Consider the following 20,829-nt stretch of genomic DNA (forward strand, 5'->3'; position numbering starts at 1 on the left):
TTGGAGAATCAATGGAAGATACTATAGCTGCAATATCCACGGCTTTTGGCGAAGGCGGGATAGGTATCATCAGAATAAGTGGAGAAGGCTCTCTGGAAGTAATGAAGCAGGTCTTCGTTCCCGCAGTTAAGGGTGAACCGGAAAACAGAAAAATGACTTACGGACACATCGTAGATCCTGACAACGGTCAGACTATAGATGAAGTTCTTTGTGTCTGGATGAAAGGCCCGAGAACGTACACGGCCGAGGATCTGGTGGAAATCGACTGCCACGGCGGCATGGTACCTCTGCGAAAAACTTTAGAGTTAGTTTTGCGCAAGGGGGCGAGGCTGGCCGAGAAAGGCGAGTTTACCAAGCGTGCTTTTCTTAACGGCAGGATAGATTTATCTCAGGCGGAAGCCGTCATCGATCTCATACGAGCCAGGGCTGACAAAACCTATGACGTTGCCATAGATCAGCTGGAGGGCAGTCTTTCCAAGCGTATCAGGGAAATCAGGAAGATGCTCATGGATGCCCTCGTAAATCTGACGGTAAATATAGATTATCCCGATGAGGACATAGAAGAACTGACTTACAGCAAGCTTTCCAAGGCTTTAGAGGAAGTGATGCTCCAGGTGAATGAATTGCTGGACAGCGCATCCACCGGCCGTATTATCAATGAAGGCCTGAAGGTTGCCATAATCGGAAAGCCAAATGTCGGTAAATCATCTCTCATGAATGCTCTCCTGCGCGAATCCCGAGCCATTGTAACGGAAATTCCCGGAACCACCAGAGACACTATTGAAGAGACCCTCAGCATTAAGGGAATCCCAGTGGTTCTAACGGATACAGCCGGCATCAGGGATACGGAGGATCGCATCGAAACCATTGGAATTGAGCGCTCCAAGAAATCATTTAATGAGGCCGATCTGGTGATACTTGTCATCGACGGCAGCAGTCCTCTCAGCCAGGAGGATCGTCAGATCATGGAGTATGTGGATTCTGGTAAGACCATAACTATCGTCAACAAAGACGATCTTGGCCATGTAACAACGGCGGAGGATGTCAGGGCGTTACTGCCGGGGCTGCAGGTGATAAAAACGTCTATGGACCGCGGTTCAGGTCTGGCGGAGCTGGAAAATGCCATAGTCAGCAGGGTTTACAAGGGCGATATCAAACAAAACGAAAGCTGCATGGTGACTAACGTCAGGCACAAAGCTTTGCTTGAGGATGCCCAGCAATCGCTGTCTGATGCAATGGCGCTGACTCATGAGGGAGAACCCCTTGAAATAATCGAGATAGATGTAAACAGCGCTTACGAGGCTTTAGGCGAGATAATCGGAGAAGCCGTAGGCGATGATATATTAGATGAAGTCTTCAGTAGATTTTGTCTGGGAAAATAGGAAGTCAACATGGAAAAGTACTTAATGGGAGAATATGATATCATTGTTATAGGAGCTGGTCACGCAGGTTGCGAGGCTGCTTTAGCTTCGGCCCGCATGGGAAATAAGACATTGATATTTTCAATTAATCTGGAGGCCATCGCCATGATGCCCTGCAATCCGTCTATAGGCGGCACAGGCAAGGGCCATCTGGTAAGAGAAATAGATGCTCTCGGCGGCGAAATGGGCGTGAACATCGATAAGACATTCATTCAGAGCCGCATGCTTAACACGGCCAAAGGCCCGGCAGTTCACTCTTTGCGCGCTCAGGCTGATAAGCATAAATATCACGTTGAGATGAAGAAAACCATTGAAAAACAGCCGAACCTGGACATGAAACAGGATGAAGTCGTCGATATAATGGTCGAGGATGGACGTATCTCAGGCGTCGTGACCAGAACCCATGCATATTATAAATGCAAGGCGGCGGTCCTTGCCACGGGCACGTTCCTAAGAGGAAAGATTTTCATCGGAGACAGCAATTTTGAAAGCGGCCCTAATGGGCTGGCTCCATCTTATGAGCTTGCAGAAAATCTGAAGAAGCATGGCATGAAACTCAGAAGATTTAAAACAGGAACGCCGGCCAGGGCACTTTCGTCCACTTTTGATTACGATAAAATGTCCAGGCAGGATGGCGACGAGAGGATAGTACCGTTCTCCTTCATGAACGATGATCTGGATATAGATCAGGTCCCGTGCTGGCTGACATATACTAATGAAGAAACTCATAAGATAATCAGGGATAATTTCCAGAGGTCGGCACTTTTCGGTGGAGAAATCGAAGGGATCGGTCCCAGGTATTGTCCGTCCATAGAAGATAAGGTGAACAGATTTCCGGACAAGAAACGTCATCAGCTGTTTATAGAACCGGAAGGGAAAGATACAGAGGAAATGTATATTCAGGGAATGTCATCAAGTTTGCCTGAAGATGTTCAGCATGAATTTTATCACAGCATAGAGGGGCTGGAAAATATTTCTATTACCAGACCGGCTTATGCCATCGAGTATGATTGTATAGATCCGCTGGATCTTAATCTGAATTTAGAATATAGATACATAAAAGGACTTTTTTGTGCGGGGCAGTTTAACGGCAGCTCTGGATATGAGGAGGCAGCCTCCCAGGGATTGATGGCAGGCATAAATGCTGCGCTGGAAATAAATGACAGAAAATCCCTTATTTTGGATAGAAGCGAGGCTTATATTGGCGTTCTAATCGACGATTTGGTGACTAAAGGCACTAATGAACCTTACAGAATTATGACCAGCAGAGCGGAATATAGGCTGGTTCTGAGGCAAGACAATGCAGATTCCCGTTTAACTGATATAGGATATTCCATAGGGCTGGTCACAGAAGAGCGTCATGAGAAATATTTGAAGAAAAAGGCAGCTGTGGAAAATGAAATCGCCAGACTTCAGAAAACTTTTTTGAAACCGGATGAGCATGGAGATTTTATGGAAAAATATGGTAGTACACCGTTGCAGAATAAAATTTCATATTTTGAGCTGCTGAAGAGACCGGAGATAACTTATGAGAATCTCGGGCATATCGATTCGGGCAGACCGAAGTTATCTTCTCATGCTATAGATCAGATAGAAGTTCAGATCAAATATGAAGGCTATATCGCCAAACAGATGAGGCAGGTGGAAAGATTTAAAAAATTGGAGAATAAGCAATTATCTCCTGACTTGAATTATGATGAAATGGATGGCCTGAGAATTGAAGCCATACAGAAACTGAATAAGATCAAGCCACTTTCCATAGGGCAGGCGTCCAGAATATCCGGAGTATCTCCTGCAGATATCAATGTACTGATGATACATCTGGAGAAAAACAGGAGGGCCAGATAATGAGCAGCTTTTTAGAAGGGATCTTCGGGGAACTGGATATCCGTTGCAGTGAAAGACAATATGCCGCTTTCGATGGTTATATGGAAGGCGTGCTAGAATTTAATAAGTCTGTGAATCTTACAGCAATCAAGGATCCTGAAGAATTTCAGATCAAGCATTTCGCTGATTCGGTATTGGTGACCAGGTGCAGCGAGTATCAGTCTGCTGACAGGATATTGGATCTTGGCACAGGCGGAGGATTCCCGGGAGTTCCACTAGCCATACTGGATCCTGAGAAAGAGTTCGTATTAGTTGATTCCCTGCTTAAGAGACTGAAGATAATAGATGAACTTACGGGAGAACTGGGCATATCAAACGTGAAAACCATCCATGGCAGAGCGGAAGACCTGGGCAGAAATGAAGAGCTGAGAGAGACATTTGATCTATGCGTATCCAGAGCTGTAGCCGATCTTTCTGTACTGGCAGAGTATGCGCTTCCTTTCGTAAAAGTCGGAGGATATTTTATTGCGTATAAAGGCAGCGATTGTGATGCAGAAGTCAGAAACGCCGGCAAGGCAATCAGGGTTTTAGGCGGAGAAACAGTGAGAATCGATAAGGCTGACAAGGCCGGTCTGGAACACAATCTGGTAATTATTAAGAAAATTAAAGAGACCTCCGGTAAATACCCAAGAACGGCTGGAAAACCGGGCAAATCGCCTATTAGATAATAAATGTTTCACGTGAAACATTTATTATTTTTTGTAAAAGGGTAGAAAATTATCAGGATGTAATATATAATGTATTAAAATTATCAATAGGGGAATCGTAACAGGAGGACACAAATTGGGTAAAGCAATAGCAATTTTTAATCAAAAGGGTGGTGTAGGTAAAACAACCACTAATATAAATCTTGGGGCTAGCCTTGCTATGAAAGGCAAGAAAATACTCATGCTTGATATAGACCCGCAGGGCAATACTACCAGCGGCATAGGTGTTTCCAAGAAAGAACTGGATACCACAGTTTACGAACTTTTGATAGAAGAAAATTTCGACCCGAGAAGGGCTATAATACATACGGGAGTCAAGAACCTGGATCTTATACCGGCAAATGTTGATCTTGCTGGTGCGGAGATAGAATTAGTTGAACTTGAAAGCCGTGAAAAGAGGTTGAAACACGCCTTAGACAAGATAAAGGACGATTATGATTTCATTTTCATAGATTGCCCGCCATCGCTTGGATTGCTGACTATCAACTCTTTATCGGCAGTTGAAAGCGTATTGATCCCTATACAGTGTGAGTTCTATGCGTTGGAAGGCGTCAGCCAGCTGGTAAGTACCATCGATCTGGTAAAAAAGAGCCTGAACAAGGATCTGGAGATCGAGGGAGTTGTGCTTAGCATGTTCGATGGCCGTACTAATCTGTCTATTCAGGTGGTACAGGAAGTTAAGAAATATTTTGGCTCGAAGGTTTATTCTACAGTTATTCCAAGGAATATCAGGCTTGCGGAAGCTCCGAGTTTCGGTATGGCAATAACAGAATATGACCCTAAATCAAGAGGTGCAGAAGCCTACAGAGAATTTGCTGATGAGTTTCTTGAATGGGAGGGTATGAAATAATGGCAGGAAAATCTCCAAAGAACAGAGGACTTGGCCGCGGCCTTGACGCTCTGTTCGCAGATCAGACACCAATTTCAGAAGGAACTGAAGAAGTATCACAGAAAGCCGCTGATGGCAATACAGTGGTGTATATTGATATTAATGAAATCAAGCCTAATAGAAATCAGCCCAGAAAAGCATTTAATGAAGATAAAATCAGTGAGTTGGCGGAATCTATCATGGAGCATGGAATAATCCAGCCTCTGGTCGTACGTAAGTCGGGTAAAAACTACGAAATAGTAGCAGGAGAACGCAGGTGGAGAGCAGCCAGAAAGGCTGAACTGGACACAGTTCCGTGCATCATAAGAGAGTTTACCGATGAAGAAAACATGCTGATCGCTATAATAGAGAATATGCAGCGAGAGGATCTGAATCCTATTGAAGAAGCTGAAGGACTCAGTCAGATGATCAAGACCTATGGGCTGACTCAGGAGCAGGTATCTAAAAGCGTCAGTAAGAGCAGGCCGTATATAACCAATTCATTGAGATTGTTGAAGCTGCCGGAAGTGATCAGAGATTACGTTGGAGAAGGCAGGATATCAGCAGGTCATGCAAGAGCTTTAGTCAATATAAAGAGCGAAGCTCTGCAGATGCAGATATGTCAGAAGATCATCAGCGAAGGGATCTCGGTCAGAGATGTTGAGAAAATAGTAGCCAGAGAGGGAAAACCTTCAAGGAAGCCGGCCAGGAAAGTCAAGAGCGCTGATACTGTTCATGCAGAAGGCGAACTGAAAGACATCTTCGGCACTAAGGTGTCCATCGACCAGAAGGGAAAGAAAGGTGCTATTACCTTCGAATATTACAGCAAAGAAGAATTGAACAGGCTGATAGACATGTTGAAATCAGTTAATTAGAAGAATTGTTTCATGTGAAACATAAACGATCTGCCCCGTTTACGGGGCAGTTGTTGTCTTTTAGAGTAAGGGGAGATAATGGGAACTGAAGAGATGGATACCTTCAAAGACAGATTACAGAAGATATTAAGGGAAGCTATAACGGAACTTAACTCCATCGGAGTTTATCCTTCGAAGACCGTAACTCAGGTCAATGTAAATACCAGGGCGAGAAGAAGACTGGGAGCATGCAGGCAGACGGGCGGTAAACCGGATCCGTCCTATACTATAGAGGTCTCATCTATATGCAGATCTCTTGGTGATGATGATCTGAAGAAGATAGTGATACACGAGCTTCTCCACAGCTGTCCGGCTTGTATGAATCATGGCTCCAGATGGAAGACATATGCCAGGAAAGTTGAAAGTGAACTGGGCTATCATATAGGTGCTACGGTGGATTACAATGATATAGGATTGGGCAATGAAGCTGAAAGAAATTACAGGTACAGGATAACCTGCGTTGATTGCGGGAAGAAAATGCTGCGTATGAGGAAATGCAAGGTAGTTGTCCATCCGGATCTCTACAGGTGCTCCGCCTGCGGGGGAATGCTTCAGGTGGATGAGATCAATAATAACTGACACATATTACCATTTTCTATTAGAGGCAGTATATTTAATAAATACTTTTAGATATCACAAAAAAATGATATAATATAACGATAGCCAATTGAGGAAACTCGGAACAAGGAGCATTTATGGCTGAAACAGGTTTTGAGAGAAAACTTACATCATATGTCCCTTTACCTATGTGCGTTGTCAGCACCAAGGGAAAGGTAGTCGGATCCAACGACCGTATAGGAGAAGTATTCATCTATGACGAGATCAAGGATTACGATTTTTTTGCGTTGACCGGGATCAAGATAGATGAATTGATGGAGGCAGCGGATAATAGCATATATAAGACTATAGAGCGAAGCGGGAAGAAATTCCGCCTGCTTGCCAGCAGAGATGAAGACACAGGCATAGGTAATATCTTCGTATTCTTCAATGACATTACTAACTACGAATCACTGAAGGATATGTATAATGATGAAAAGATCTGTGTATGCATTGTCAACATAGACAACTATGATGAAATGATGGCCAGCACACTGCCGGATATGAGAATGACCCTGTCTTCACAGGTAGATAAGACCATCAGAAAATGGGCTACTGACAATAAGGCATCTATAATCAACAATAAGGAATATGAATACATAATATACTTCCAGAACTGTTTCCTGTCTGGTATGATCGACAATAAGTTCAGCATACTCGATGAGGTCAGACAGATAGAGACTGAAGCGGACTTCCCCATGAGTCTGAGCATAGGCGTAGGCGTTGGCGGGAAGAACATAGTCAATACGGAGGAATTCGCCAGCTCAGCCCTTGAACTGGCCTTGGGCCGTGGCGGAGATCAGGCTGTAGTCAAGAAATTGAATAAGATAGATTACTATGGCGGCAAGCTGCAGACTGTTGAGAAGGGGAACAAAGGAAAATCCAGAGTTGTTGCTCATACATTGAAACAGCTCATAGAACAGGCCGGCCGCATTATGATCATGGGTCATGAAAACCCGGACATGGATGCTTTCGGTTCAGCTCTGGGCATGTTCAGAGTTTGTCAGATGTGCGGAAGAGACGCCAGCATCGTCATGGACGATATAAGCGATTCTCTACAACTTATATACAAACAGGCTAAAGATACAGGTAAGTATAATTTCATCAGCAGCGAGAAAGCAATGTCACTGGCAGATGAGAATACTTTACTAATAATATTAGATACTCACAGGCCGAGTTATGTCCAATGCAGAGAACTCCTAGATAAAGTCGGCAAACTGGCCGTAATAGATCACCACAGGAAAGCTGTTGACGCTATTAAGAACGCCAGCCTAACATATATAGAATCCTACGCTTCATCGACAGCGGAGCTGGTTTCAGAGATACTTCAGTACGCAGGGCCTAAGAGGGTCCTGGAGAAGCTTGAGGCGGAAGCTTTGCTTGCCGGCATCACTATAGACACCAACAGGTTCGCCGTGAAGACCGGCGTCAGGACCTTCGAGGCAGCAGCCTGGCTGAGACGTTCGGGAGCGGACACGGCCGAGGTCAAGCGATTCTTCCAGACGGATATAGAGGCCTTCAAGGTCAGAGCCAAATGTATAGCGTCGGCTGAGATCCATGAGACAGGCATCGCCACATCCACCTGCGAAGGCTACAATGAAGACGCTCAGATCATTAATTCCCAGGTGGCAGACGAACTGCTCAACATCAAGGGCGTCAAGGCAAGTTTTGTTGCAGGCAGAAACAGCGCGGGGAAAACCGGCATCAGCGCCAGATCCCTGGGAGATATAAACGTGCAGCTGATCATGGAAAAACTCGGCGGCGGCGGACATCTGACCACGGCCGGGGCACAGGTAGAAGAAAGCCCTGAAGAAGTGCTGGAAATAGTCAAGGGCATTCTGAAAGAAACTATGGCAAAAAATGGAAAGAGGTAAATATAAATGGTAGTAATACTGAACAGAGACGTTAAAGGCACAGGCAAAGCAGGAGAAGTAGTAAAGGTCAGCGATGGCTACGCCCGCAACATGCTCATTAAAAGAGGCTGGGCTACGGAAGCCACCGATGGCAACATCCGCAACCTAGAGAAGATAAAGGCTAAGAAGGCTGAGGAAGAAGCTGCAGAAAAGGCAGCCGCTGAGGCTCTCGCAGCGAAGATCGGCGACAATGAAGTCATAATCAAGACCAAGTCCGGCGAAGGCGGCAGGCTTTTCGGCTCGATCACTTCCAAGGACATTGCTGAAGCTCTGCTGAAGCAGCACAGCATCAAGGTCGATAAGAAGAAGATCCAGTTAGACAGTCCCATTAAAGCTTTGGGGACGTTTGACGTAGATATCAAGTTGTATTATGAAGTTGTAGGTACTTTAAGAGTTAGGATAACAGACTGATGGCAGAGAAGATCCCACCCCACAATTTAGAAGCGGAAAGATCGGTACTGGGAGCAGGGCTCCTGAGCAGAGATGCGTTGGCCGACATTGTTGAAGTAGTTAAACCTGAAGATTTCTACGATGGCTCCAATAAGGAAATCTTTACGACTATGCTGGACATGTTCAGAGAGAACAAGCCCGTAGATATAGTCACAGTCTGCGATGAGTTGAAACGCAGGAAAGCCCTGGAAGCAGTAGGCGGCAGAAGTTATGTCGCTACTTTGTCCAGCGATGTTCCATCGACGACCAACGCCGGTGAATACGCCAAGATAGTCGCGGAGAAGGCGTCTATGAGGCAGCTTATCCATACGGCCGAAGAGATCCGCGAGCGGGCCTTTGAGGAAAATCAGGACACCAACGACATTCTGGATCATGCGGAGAAGAGCATTTTCGACATTGCGCAGTCCAGGCAGTCCAACGATTACTCCGCCCTGAAAGACGTGCTCTTGACGGACATGAGCCTCATCGACGAGGCCATTAAGAACAAAGGGCAGGTCACGGGCATAACTACGGGGTTCAAGCGTCTGGACGAGGTCACATCGGGCCTGCAGAGGTCAGACCTTGTCATAGTGGCGGCAAGGCCGTCAATGGGCAAGACGGCTTTCGCCCTGAATATTGCGCAGAATGCAGCCGTCAAGGGCAATGCATCGGTGCTGATGTTCAGTCTGGAAATGTCCAAGGAGCAGCTGGGACAAAGGCTCTTGGCTATGGAATCCAAGGTGGACATGGAAAATATTAAAAAAGGCAAGATCGAAAGAGCTGACTGGGACAGGATCATGCTGGCAGTAGACACATTGTCCGGCGCCAACATACAGATAGACGATTCGCCTGCCCTGTCGGTCTTTGAGATAAAGAACAAATGCAGAAGAATGAAAGCGGAACACGGCCTGGACCTGGTGGTCATAGACTACCTGCAGCTGATGAGGTCCGAGGGAAAAGCGGAGAGCAGACAGCAGGAGATCAGTAACCTGTCAAGGTACCTGAAACTCCTGGCCAGAGAAATGGACTGTCCGGTCATCGTTTTGTCGCAGCTTTCACGAGCTCCGGAGCAGAGGCCTAATCACAGGCCGGTGCTATCCGATCTGCGTGAGTCGGGATCTATAGAGCAGGATGCCGATATAGTTATCTTCCTGTACAGGGACGATTACTATAATGAAGATTCTGAGAAGCCGGGTGTCTGCGAGGTCAATCTGGCTAAACACAGAAGCGGTCCTACAGGGAGTCTGGAGCTGACCTGGGTCGCACGTTATACTAAATTCAGCGATAAGGCGTGAGGTGAAACACTATGATTACAAAGGATATGAAGATTTGCGACATACTCGACATTGACGACAGGTATGAGAAGGTGCTTGAGGATCATGGTTTGCTGTGCAATGGCTGTCCGGGGGCTTTTACAGAAAGTCTGGCAGAAGCGGCAGACGGTCACGGCGTAGACGTTGACAGTTTATTGAATGATTTGAACAAAGAGATATAAGACATAATGAATTTTGTGAGAGAGAAAATAAAAGATTTTTACCTTTTAGATTCAAGGATAGAAAACATTTTTATAAATGAATATCTGCCGGCAGCTCCGGGAGATTATGTCAAGGTGTACATATATGGATATATGTATGCTGAGTTTGGCTTGGAAATGACCGATAAGGTCATGGCAAAGCAACTGGGCATCCCGGAAAAGAAAATAATCGACGCCTGGAATTACTGGGAGAAAATGGGAGCTATTAAAAAGCTCTATGTAGACTCAGCCGGAGACATAGATTTCACCGTCGAGTTCATAAATCTGAAGGAGCTTATGTACGGAAAGAGTACGGAAGCAATACCTGAGGAGCATGAACCGAGTCCTGAGATATTCGGAAACGATCAGATAAAGAAGGTGTTCGACAGGGTGGAACAGCTCATGGCCAGAAGCCTTTCTTCGACTGAAGTGACCAGGATACTATCCTGGATGACTGATGACAAGGTCCCGCCGGAAGTGATGCTTTACGGCATTTCTTATTGCCTAGAAAAGCATAAGAGCAGTCTGAATTACATAGAAAGCGTTCTGCGGAACTGGATGAAGGATGGCCTCTATACAGTGGATGCAGTCAACGAGCACCTGCAGGATGTAGACCAGCGTTTCTACCAGTACAGAAGGGTATTGAAGGCTTTAGGCTTCAACAGAAATGCCACAGAAGCCGAGAAGCAGATGATGGATAACTGGTTTGATTCACTGGGATATAATATGGATCGGGTGCTGGAAGCATGCACCAAGACCGTAGGCATATCAAGCCCTAACTTCAGTTATGTAAACAAGGTATTGCAGAACTGGAAAGATGAGGCAGCCAAGAGAGGGGATAGCGTCAATAAGAAGGTCACTGTTACCCAATCAGTATTGAATCAGTATTACGATTACCTGAGAGAAGAAGCAATCAACGCCGCGGAGTCACGTACTAAGGAAATTTACGAGAAGATCCCGCGGATCAAAGATATAGATGATAAGGTGCAGACCATGGGGTCAGCACTGTCCAAGGCACTTTTGCTCGGCAACGAGGAAGATAAAGGCTTGGAACTTAGGCAGCAGATGGATCAGCTGGCGGCCGAGAGAGCCGTTTTGCTGACGGAAAACAATTTTGAAATGGATTACACTGATATAAAATACGCCTGTGATAAATGCAACGATACCGGGATCACAGATCTGGGGGAGCGATGCTCCTGTGCGAAAGAGCGTATGGAAGAGGCTGAGGTATGGCAGAAAACGAAAAACGAAGCATAGCAGACAAATTCATCGATGCCGGCGCAGCAGTCATAGACTTCCACGACCGCACGCAACAAAAGGCAGACCTGAAGTGTCTGCAGGCCTATTATGGCGTTGCTTTGTTCTTGCATAACCGCAGGGATTTTCTGCATGTGCATAAGGCCAAACTACTGGAGTCCTTTGCGATCATCGTATTGGTAGCTATTGCAGTGCTGGCGGTCTATAATTACGCTACGGGTTATGAGTATTCATATCATGGCAGGGCGTTGGGATATGTCAAGGATCAGGAGGATGTAATCAGAGTACTGGACATCACCAGTGCGGAGCTCAGCAAGAGCCATGACGCCAAGATCAAGATAGAACCGGGCAGCGACATAACATTCAAGCGCGTAGTTACCCTGAACGTTAGCATAGATGACGATGATACGGTACTTAAGCGTCTGACTTACCTGACTAACATGCGGGCTGACGCCTATTGCATATACATAGATGGAAAGAATGTGGCAGCCTTGTCAAGCAAGGCAGAAGCTAAGGACGTTATCGATGATGTGGAGAAATATTATCAGACTACCCGCAAGGGCTGGGATACAACATATCAGAAGGTATCCATAACTGAAAAACTGAGGTATGCGCCTAAGTCTGTAAGTCTGACAGATGTCAGTACTCGGGAGAGCGCAGTTAACCAGCTGATAAAATCTAAGGCTGTTACAGTGAAGACCATAGAGAAATCTAAATTCGCTGAAGTCGTCAAGTATAAGACAGTGGTCAAGAAGACTAAGAGCATGTATAAGGGCGATTCCAAAGTAGTCCAGAAGGGTGAAAACGGTAAGCGCGTGGCCACGGCTATTATAGTCAAGGAAAATGGAAAACAAGTCACCAGGACCAACATAGAACTTAAGGTTCTGAAGCCTATGGTGAAGAAAGTAGTATATAAGGGCAGCAAAACGCGGCCTAAGACGGCTCCGACGGGGACGTTCATTATGCCTGTATCCGGATATTCCCTGTCATCGACCTTTGGTTACAGATGGGGCAGGATGCATGAAGGCGTGGATCTGGCCTGCGGTACTGGAACGCCTATACACGCAGCCGATGGCGGCACAGTAGTCCGCGCCGGCTGGTACAGCGGCTACGGCAAGTGCGTAGACATCAGTCACGGCAACGGTTACATGACGAGATACGGTCATTGCAGCAAGATCAATGTTCATACGGGACAAAAGGTATATCAGGGCCAGACTATTGCCTTAGTCGGCAATACGGGAAACAGCTACGGATCCCATTGCCACTTCGAGGTCAGAGTCAACGGTTCTGCCAGGAACCCGATGAAATATGTCAATAGAAAGTATCGTTAACAGGGGAGTAATATCATGGGAGCGAGACAAAGAAGGAAAAAGAAATTCAGAGTCAACAAACTCAGACTGGTTTTAATAGCTGTAATCATTGTATTGATCGTAGCTATGGGCCTGTCCATTAAAAATGTAATGGATCTGAGGCAGGAGCAGGCACAGTTGAAGCAGACCAATTCCAGCCTTAAGGACAGGAAGGTCCAGCTGGAAACAGAACTGAAAAATGTAAATAACCTGAATTACATAGAAGAACAGGCCAGGATACAGCTTAAACTCATTAAACCGGGAGAGGTGCTGTATGTACTGGATGACGACGATAGTGGAGATAAAGATAAATAGATATGAAGATTAAGGAAATAATCGTAGTTGAAGGCCGTGATGATACGGCGGCTATCAACAGATCATTAGATGCCGAGACTATAGAGACTCACGGCTTCGGCATGAGCGATGCCATGTGGAAGCAGATCGAGAAAGCTGCTGAAACCAGAGGGATCATAGTATTCACGGATCCGGACTATGCAGGTGAACAGATACGCTCCAAGATCAGGAAACGGTTTCCTGATTGTAAGGAGGCGTTCCTGCCACAGGCCAAGGCCCTGAAGGGAAGCAATATAGGAGTTGAAAATGCTACTCCTGATGATATCAGAGAGGCCTTGAAGAAGGCCAGATGTACAGAAAACACAGGCAATGCCATATTCTCCATGGAGGATATGGTGAGCTGCGGGCTGGCCGGCGGGCCGGGCAGCAGAGAGAAACGCGAGAAAGTGGCCGACGCCCTGGGCATAGGCTATGGCAATGTGAAGACACTATTAGCCAAACTCAATGGTTTCGGTATTGCAAGAGAGGAATTTTATGGAGTTATACAATCCATCGACCATAAGAGCAATCAAGAGTAAATACGGCTTCAGATTTTCCAAGAGTCTGGGTCAGAATTTCCTGACAGATAAAGGCGTAATAGATGATATCATCGACGGTGCCCATATCAACAGCGAGGATCTGGTCATAGAAATCGGACCGGGGATCGGAGTTCTGACAGCGGCCGCGGCGGAAAAGGCCGACAAGGTCATCGCCATAGAGATCGATAAGAATCTCATGGTCGTCCTGGCTGACACTCTGGCCGAATACGACAACATAGAGATAATCAATGAAAACGTCCTGAAAATGGACCTGGCAGAACTGCTTCAGAATGAGGCGGACTCAGGTCGTGATCAGGTGAAAATAATCGGCAATCTACCCTACTACATCACAACTGCCATCATAATGAAACTGCTGGAAAGCCACATAGCGGCCAAGAGCATAACTATCATGATGCAGAAGGAAGTGGCAGACAGGATCAAGGCCGGACCGGGGTCCAAGACTTATGGAGCCCTGTCGGTGGCGGTCCAGTACTACTGTACTGTGAGCGTAGTAGCTGATGTGCCGAAGGATGTGTTCATGCCTGTGCCGAAGGTGGATTCCACAGTGCTCAGGCTGGATCTTAGAACAAAACCTCCTGTAGAGCTTTTGGATGAAGGCATGTATTTCAGATGTGTGCACGCCGGCTTCGGCCAGCGGAGGAAAACCCTGCTTAATTCATTGCAGGCTACGGGCTTTAATAAAGAGAGAATAAGGGAAGTATTGGGAAAGGCCGGCATCGACGAGAAGAGAAGAGCCGAGACCTTATCATTAGAAGAATTTGCGATTATTTCTAACCTGATGACCGGGACTCCGGAAAGAATGGAAAATGGGAATGAGAGGAAATAAATCAATGGGGAAATTAAAAGAATTCTATAACAAACATTTAAACAACAGCCTTACAGTCTGCTTCATATGGGCATTTCTTATCAATCTGTTCATCGAGACTCTGGCAAGACACGATCCGCCAGTTCTGGCGGGTTTGAAATACATGGTAACAAGTCCGTTGGTATTTCTGGACAATATGCTGATAATCTTCGCTACTTTGTGCATAGCCACATTGTTCAGACGGAGGATATTCGTTCTGGCGCTGATAATATCAGTGTGGGTGTCCATGGGAGTGACCAATGGAATCATACTGCTTCAGCGTATGACGCCATTTACAATGAAAGACCTGAGTTCTATGACAGACGGCGCAACAATTGTCACTAATTATCTGTCTAAGTGGCAGATAATCCTCATAGCCGGCGCTTTTGCTGTGGTGGTGATCGGTTTCGTCATATTGTTCCTTAAGGGACCGAAGAAGCCGACCAAGGTAAACCTGAAAAGAAATCTGGCTGTGGTGGTTCTGATAATATGCTGTGCTTTCGGAGGGACCTTCGGCCTTATCAAGGCAAACGTAATGAGTACTTTCTTCGGAAATCTGGCGTATGCTTATCAGGATTACGGGGTACCCTACTGCTTTATCAACACCTGGCTGAATACAGGCATACATAAGCCGTCCAACTATTCCAAGTCGGCCGTGCAGAAAATATTTAAAGACAGCGATTACACCGGCAGCAATAAAACCATGACTTTGAAAAAAACCAACGAGGCAAACACCTCAGACGAGCCAAACATTTTGTTCCTGCAGCTGGAATCCTTTGTAGACCCTGAGCTTTTCACGGATGTGAAGTATTCTCAGGATCCGATCCCTTATTACAGGTCCCTGATGAAGAAGTATTCGTCGGGAAGCCTTACGGTGCCGGCTTGCGGAGCAGGCACAGCTAATACTGAGTTTGAGGTAATGACAGGACTTTCTGTGAAGTTCTTCGGGCCGGGCGAATATCCGTTCAAATCCGTACTGAAGGACAAGGCGGCTGAGAGCGTGGCAACGGATCTGAAGAGTATTGGATATTCCACTCACGCCATACACAATCACAGGGCGCTGTTCTATAACAGAAACACCGTATTCAAGAACCTGGGCTACGATACATTCACTTCGGTGGAATACATGAGTGATGTTCAGAAGACGCCTAAGGGCTGGGCCAAGGATGCCATCCTGACCTCACAGATCACGGACGCTTTGAAATCGACTAAAACTAAGGATTATATTTACACTATATCTGTCCAGGGACACGGTAAATATCCTTCCGAGAAGATGATAGCCAATCCGAAGATCAAGGTGACCAGCGCGCCGGATGAGGAAACTAAGAATAAGTATGAGTACTACGTCAATCAGGTCTATGAAATGGATAAGTTTGTAAAGAAGCTGACGCAAACTCTGTCTAATTACGATGAGAAGGTTGTTCTGGTAATGTACGGTGACCATATACCGGCGCTGGACGTTACGGAGGATACATATAAGGCTAAGAATCTCTATCAGACCCAGTATGTCATCTGGAGCAATTACAAGATGACTAAGGAAGATAAGGATCTCTATGCTTACCAGTTGTCTGCCGATGTTCTGAACAGAGTGGGCATCCACACGGGCACAACGATCAAGTATCATCAGGATACGAACCACAGCTCCAAGAGTTACCTGAAGAACCTGAAACTGCTGGGTTACGATATGCTCTACGGAAACGACTACATCTACGGAGGCAAGAATCCGTTCAAGGCGTCTAAGATGAAGATGGGTGTCAAGAATATCAAGATAGACAAGGTAGTAAATGTTGGCGGCAAGTACTATATAAAGGGACAGAACTTCACAGAATACAGTAAGGTTACCCTTGACGGCAAGACCCTGAAGACCGTTTATCTGAGTCCGAATCTGCTGGGACTGTTGTCTGAAGCGGATACAAACGATGCTTCAAGAATGAAGGTAAGCCAGATAGACAAGACCAACGATACGATAATAAGTACGACCGAGTAACGGCCAACAGAGGAGGCGGTATCATGAAAACTCTGGAAAGTGAAAGACTGATAATGACCATGTACACTTTGGACGACGCCGAGGGGCTGTATGCCTATGCCTGCAATCCTAATGTGGGACCTCACGCAGGCTGGGCGCCTCATAAAGATGTGGAGGAGTCCAGGGAAATCATAAGCACACTGTTTATGCCCTGCGAAGCCTGGGCTATAAGGCTTAAGGAGAGCGGCAGGCTCATAGGCACCATATCCCTGGAACCGGACAAGTACAGGCCGGACTCTAATTCAAGGGAAATGGGATATTCTCTGGCTGAGGATCAGTGGGGCAAAGGTGTTATGACCGAGGCGGCAAAATGCGTCCTGGATTTCGCCTTCGGCGAGCTGGGGCTGGATCAGGTGGGTATATGTACCAGCCTGGTGAACAAAAGGTCCCAGAGGGTCATTGAGAAATGCGGCTTCAAGTATGAAGGAACTATTCGACGGGCTTACAGGATATGGGATGGGACCACGAGAGACTCCATGGTCTTTTCCATGTTGAAGGATGAATGGAAAAAATAAAATATAAAACGGGCTATGGCAGTAACGCCGTTGCCCGTTTTTTATTAATTGTTATCGCTTTTTCTAATTGTTATCGTCTGCAAAAGCAAAGGCATGCTTGCCGGAGGCTTTCGCTTTGTACAAGGCTGCGTCAGCCTCATAATAAAGCTGGTCAGTGATTTTGCCGCCACCGTTGTACATACTTACGCCGACACTGCAGGTCACATTGACAGAACCTTTGTCGTCGACCAGGGAAATATGAAGAGCCTCGACAAGTTCTTCTGCCTTGCCATCGACAACATCCAGAGATGTGCAGTCTTTCATGAGGACCATGAACTCATCTCCGCCTACGCGGCCGACTATATCGTTGGATCTGAAAGTCTGTTTTATGATATTGGCAATGTTTATGAGGACTTTATCACCTACCTGATGGCCATAGCTGTCGTTGACGCCTTTGAAATTATCTGCGTCTATCATAAACATGGCACTGATAACGTCGCAGCCTTCATGGGTCAGATAGTCGTTGATGTGGTCAAGAGTGGCCTCATGATTCAGGAGCCCAGTCATGGAATCACGTTCGGCTGCTTTCCTGAGCTGGTCGTTTGCCTTACGTTCGGCATTCATATCCGAGAATTTGATGCCCATCATAATGTGATTGGAGAGAGGATCCATCAGTATCCTGCCCTTGAACCTGATCATGAATATGTCCGAATCGGGTATTTCCTTAACAGGAAAATCGAAGGTTATCTCCCGTTTGCCTTCATTATAGAAATTGATCAGTGAATTCTGATCGAGTGCATCCAGATACCGCTTGGATTGATGATCAGGTATGGATATACTATTGGCCAGTTTCAGGAAATCGTCTACGGTTGTCAGGGCATAGCAAAACCTGTGGATGTCGTTGCGATAGTTGGAATCCATAATACGCCAGGTAGTCAGATCAACTATCATAGACACGAGAGTGTTAGGACCCATAGCAAAGAGCGATTGAATTTCCGAGTTGAATGACAACTTCTCCTTGTACTCTTTGGTCTTGTTGTGGCCTAGGGATACAATGCCGATGGGTTTGCCGTTTTCATCCCGTGCCAGGAATTTAATGAAAGAAATATAAACCTGACCGCCCTTTAGGGTCGGCAAAAGTTCTTCATATGCTTCTTTATGATGTGAACCTTCGATGACAAGCATATCCCTGGCATACAAACGATTACAGGTAATTTTGTCGTCGAAAAGATCCGTAACGGTTTTACCCAGGATCATGGATCTATCCTCGAAACCAAGAATGGAAGCAAATGAATTGGAAACATCCACGAATTCCAAATCCATGTTTTTCACCGAAACGAACTCAGGGGTAATCTGCAACAGTTCCTGAAAGGCAGTGTTGATCAGTTTAAGGTGCTCAGTAGCATTCACGGCACTTCTCCTCTTATTTGATTAGGGCGATAGCTTCTATTTCTATCATGGCACCTTTCGGCAGTTTGGATATTTCTATGGCCGATCTCGATGGAAATACTCCCTTAGGGAAATACTCGGCATAGATTTCGTTTACTGTAGCGAAATCGTTCATATCAGTCAGGAAGCAGGTGGTCTTGACCATATCTTCCAGGCTGCTGCCGGCTTCCTTCAAGACTTCTGAAAGATTGGCGAAGACCTGTTTGGTCTGGGCTTCTATACCGCCTGATACCAGTTGGCCGGTTTCAGGATTTAAAGGGATCTGACCCGATGTAAAAACTAAATTATCGATGATGTTTGCTTGTGCGTAAGGCCCTATTGCTGCAGGTGCCTTCGTAGTTGCTACGATCTTTCTCATGATTGATCTCTCATTTTTCCTAGTAGATAAATATTTACATTCCAAGCTCTATATAACGAGGAAGCTCGGATAGTGGTAACTTATGTAGTCTGCATTTTCCAATGGTTTCCGGCACGACGATGGTTATTGAATCCCCGTCGATTTTCTTGTCGTTGTGAGCATAATAGTACATTTCATCAGGATCATAAGGAATTGATAAATCAAATCCACAGCTTCCTAGAATGTCAGCCAGATAAACGCTGACATCGTTTTCCGTAAGGCCCATTTTAAATGCTGCCTTTGATTCTGCAACCATACCCTTAGCGACAGCGTGCCCGTGAGATACAGAGAATGAACTGATTTTCTCTATGCAATGGCCTATAGTGTGACCAAAGTTCAGAAGCTGGCGCATGCCTGTATCACGCTCGTCGGCTTCAACTATGGATTTTTTAATAGATACACAACGCTCGATCACATAGGCGTAATCCCGGTGCAGGACCTTGTCTATAAGTGTATTCTCTGCAACCATACCGCTCTTCACAGCCTCAGCAACGCCGTTTAAAAGTTCGTCGTCATTGAGGGTGTCGAAGGTCTTGTAATCTGAAATGACCAGAGATGGCTGCCAGAAAGCGCCGGCTAGATTCTTACCGTTCAATAGGTTGATACCAGTTTTACCTCCGACAGAGGAATCAACAGTAGCCAGATATGTAGTTGGAATCTGGATATACCTGATACCACGCATGTATGAAGAAGCAGCGAAGCCGGATAAGTCACCTACGACACCGCCGCCCAGAGCAACGATCAGATCACTTCGGGACATACCTTCATCAGCCAGAGCCTCCAGGATATTAGAGTATGTATTCATAGTTTTAGAGTGTTCTCCCTCAGGGAAAACCACCTTGCAGGTCTGAAAACCATGCTCTATCAGGGAAGTAGTCAGAACCTGCGAATACAGACCATTGACCTTACTGTCCGTTACCAGACAGATCTTGCAAGGGTCGATTCTTTCTCTGATATATTTACCTGCGTCCTTCAGGATATCCTGCCCTATCAGAATATCATATGGACGTTTGGTTGATACGGTAAACTTGTTCATACTAGTACTCCTGATTGACCAATCCACTTTGAAAATACACCTTATTGTGATATAATACGAAAGTACCATAATTATAGCACCATTTACGTTAATTTGCAAAAGAGGTAAATCAATAATGCGGAGAGTTAAGAAATTTTTCACAGGACTTATTATATTGATAGTAGTAGCGGCTGTAATCATTGGATTTACAATGGTTACGATAAACAGTCATGTTCAGAGCAAGGAGAAGGATAACATAGTCTGCTCTGTAACAGCCGCCAAGGATTCTCTGCTTTCCTCTGAAGTGAAGAAACTCGATAAATTAGACCCGGATTGTATCCTGGTCTTAGGGGCGGGTATCAAGGACAGCCAGACGCCGAGCGCTATGCTGAAGGACCGCCTTGATACGGCCATAATGTTGTATAAAGCAGGCATTGCGCCTAAGCTTCTCCTCAGCGGCGACAACGGAACTGTCTCTCACAACGAGATACACGTAATGCTGAAGTATGTAAAAGCCGCGGGAGTGCCTGACAAGGATATATTTTGTGACCATGCGGGCTTCTCCACCTACGACTCCATGTACAGAGCCAAATCGATTTTCAAAGTCAGGAAGGCCGTCATCGTGACCCAGTCTTACCATATGTACAGGGCCCTGTATATTGCGGAAAAGCTGGGCCTGAAGACTCTGGGTGTGGCTTCGGATCAGAAGAAATACAAAGGTCAGGCTAAGCGGGAGCTGCGTGAGGTCCTGGCTCGCAATAAGGATTTTTTCAAGGTCATGGTGAAGCCGGAGTCCACGGTGGGCGGCAGTACTATTCCTATCAGCGGCGACGGAACAGAAAGTCATGGAGAGTGA

Annotated in this window: 21 protein-coding genes; 18 read left to right on the top strand and 3 right to left on the bottom strand. The window is 46.0% G+C overall.

Features of this window, described 5'->3' with window-relative positions; translation table 11 throughout:
- Positions 1–11: 11 nt before the first annotated feature.
- The 17 genes from mnmE to EV211_RS02250 all read left to right on the top strand — a co-directional run bounded on the left by mnmE (position 12) and on the right by EV211_RS02250 (position 17,133).
- Positions 12–1,382, top strand: coding sequence for a tRNA uridine-5-carboxymethylaminomethyl(34) synthesis GTPase MnmE (gene mnmE, locus EV211_RS02170; RefSeq protein ID WP_133527794.1), 1,371 nt, complete (start codon positions 12–14; stop codon positions 1,380–1,382).
- 9 nt (positions 1,383–1,391) lie between these two features.
- Entirely contained in the window at positions 1,392–3,269 is a 1,878-nt protein-coding gene (gene mnmG / locus EV211_RS02175) for a tRNA uridine-5-carboxymethylaminomethyl(34) synthesis enzyme MnmG (protein ID WP_133527795.1), read from the top strand.
- Entirely contained in the window at positions 3,269–3,976 is a 708-nt protein-coding gene (gene rsmG, locus EV211_RS02180) for a 16S rRNA (guanine(527)-N(7))-methyltransferase RsmG (RefSeq protein WP_133527796.1), read from the top strand. Before mnmG ends, rsmG begins: the two co-directional genes overlap by 1 nt.
- Positions 3,977–4,091: 115 nt before the next feature.
- Positions 4,092–4,865, top strand: a complete 774-nt coding sequence (locus tag EV211_RS02185; RefSeq protein ID WP_133527797.1) for a ParA family protein — start codon at positions 4,092–4,094, stop codon at positions 4,863–4,865.
- Positions 4,865–5,758: a ParB/RepB/Spo0J family partition protein gene (locus tag EV211_RS02190; RefSeq protein WP_133527798.1), complete on the top strand. Its 894-nt coding sequence runs from the start codon at positions 4,865–4,867 to the stop codon at positions 5,756–5,758. Before EV211_RS02185 ends, EV211_RS02190 begins: the two co-directional genes overlap by 1 nt.
- Before the next feature lie 78 nt (positions 5,759–5,836).
- Positions 5,837–6,376: a SprT-like domain-containing protein gene (locus tag EV211_RS02195; protein WP_133527799.1), complete on the top strand. Its 540-nt coding sequence runs from the start codon at positions 5,837–5,839 to the stop codon at positions 6,374–6,376.
- Positions 6,377–6,492: 116 nt separating this feature from the next.
- Positions 6,493–8,268, top strand: a complete 1,776-nt coding sequence (locus EV211_RS02200; protein WP_133527800.1) for a DHH family phosphoesterase — start codon at positions 6,493–6,495, stop codon at positions 8,266–8,268.
- 6 nt (positions 8,269–8,274) lie between these two features.
- Positions 8,275–8,718, top strand: a complete 444-nt coding sequence (gene rplI / locus EV211_RS02205) for a 50S ribosomal protein L9 (protein WP_133527801.1) — start codon at positions 8,275–8,277, stop codon at positions 8,716–8,718.
- Positions 8,718–10,031, top strand: coding sequence for a replicative DNA helicase (gene dnaB, locus EV211_RS02210; RefSeq protein ID WP_207667976.1), 1,314 nt, complete (start codon positions 8,718–8,720; stop codon positions 10,029–10,031). Before rplI ends, dnaB begins: the two co-directional genes overlap by 1 nt.
- 11 nt (positions 10,032–10,042) lie before the next feature.
- Positions 10,043–10,231 carry a DUF1858 domain-containing protein gene (locus EV211_RS02215; protein ID WP_133527803.1) on the top strand — a complete coding sequence of 63 codons (189 nt, stop codon included), beginning with the start codon at positions 10,043–10,045 and terminating at the stop codon, positions 10,229–10,231.
- 6 nt (positions 10,232–10,237) lie between these two features.
- Positions 10,238–11,506: a DnaD domain protein gene (locus tag EV211_RS02220; protein WP_133527804.1), complete on the top strand. Its 1,269-nt coding sequence runs from the start codon at positions 10,238–10,240 to the stop codon at positions 11,504–11,506.
- Entirely contained in the window at positions 11,479–12,837 is a 1,359-nt protein-coding gene (locus EV211_RS10970) for a peptidoglycan DD-metalloendopeptidase family protein (protein ID WP_133527805.1), read from the top strand. The genes EV211_RS02220 and EV211_RS10970 overlap by 28 nt, the downstream gene beginning before the upstream one ends.
- Positions 12,838–12,852: 15 nt before the next feature.
- Positions 12,853–13,170: an FtsB family cell division protein gene (locus tag EV211_RS02230; protein WP_133527806.1), complete on the top strand. Its 318-nt coding sequence runs from the start codon at positions 12,853–12,855 to the stop codon at positions 13,168–13,170.
- A 2-nt stretch (positions 13,171–13,172) separates the two neighbouring features.
- Complete coding sequence (gene rnmV, locus EV211_RS02235; RefSeq protein ID WP_133527807.1) at positions 13,173–13,727, top strand: ribonuclease M5; 555 nt, start codon at positions 13,173–13,175, stop codon at positions 13,725–13,727.
- Positions 13,684–14,574, top strand: coding sequence for a 16S rRNA (adenine(1518)-N(6)/adenine(1519)-N(6))-dimethyltransferase RsmA (gene rsmA, locus EV211_RS02240; protein WP_133527808.1), 891 nt, complete (start codon positions 13,684–13,686; stop codon positions 14,572–14,574). The genes rnmV and rsmA overlap by 44 nt, the downstream gene beginning before the upstream one ends.
- A 4-nt stretch (positions 14,575–14,578) precedes the next feature.
- On the top strand, positions 14,579–16,579 hold the full coding sequence (locus tag EV211_RS02245) for an LTA synthase family protein (RefSeq protein ID WP_166635338.1): 2,001 nt from the start codon (positions 14,579–14,581) through the stop codon (positions 16,577–16,579).
- A 23-nt stretch (positions 16,580–16,602) separates the two neighbouring features.
- Entirely contained in the window at positions 16,603–17,133 is a 531-nt protein-coding gene (locus EV211_RS02250) for a GNAT family N-acetyltransferase (RefSeq protein ID WP_133527810.1), read from the top strand.
- A gap of 63 nt (positions 17,134–17,196) precedes the next feature.
- On the opposite strand, the gene EV211_RS02255 is transcribed toward EV211_RS02250, so the two are convergent.
- From EV211_RS02255 to aroB, 3 genes are read right to left on the bottom strand one after another with little or no spacing between them, the layout of a single operon-like run.
- Entirely contained in the window at positions 17,197–18,522 is a 1,326-nt protein-coding gene (locus EV211_RS02255) for a sensor domain-containing diguanylate cyclase (RefSeq protein WP_133527811.1), read from the bottom strand.
- A 13-nt stretch (positions 18,523–18,535) separates the two neighbouring features.
- Entirely contained in the window at positions 18,536–18,919 is a 384-nt protein-coding gene (locus EV211_RS02260; protein ID WP_330564507.1) for a RidA family protein, read from the bottom strand.
- 34 nt (positions 18,920–18,953) lie between these two features.
- Positions 18,954–19,994, bottom strand: a complete 1,041-nt coding sequence (gene aroB / locus EV211_RS02265) for a 3-dehydroquinate synthase (RefSeq protein ID WP_166635339.1) — start codon at positions 19,992–19,994, stop codon at positions 18,954–18,956.
- Between the two features lie 115 nt (positions 19,995–20,109).
- Between aroB and EV211_RS02270 the strand changes: the two genes are divergently transcribed.
- The gene (locus tag EV211_RS02270; protein WP_133527813.1) at positions 20,110–20,829 is read left to right on the top strand and encodes a SanA/YdcF family protein; all 720 of its coding nucleotides are present in this window, start codon (positions 20,110–20,112) and stop codon (positions 20,827–20,829) included.

Origin of the sequence: Aminicella lysinilytica (genome assembly GCF_004362975.1) — a bacterium.
Lineage (GTDB): Bacteria > Bacillota > Clostridia > Peptostreptococcales > Anaerovoracaceae > Aminicella > Aminicella lysinilytica.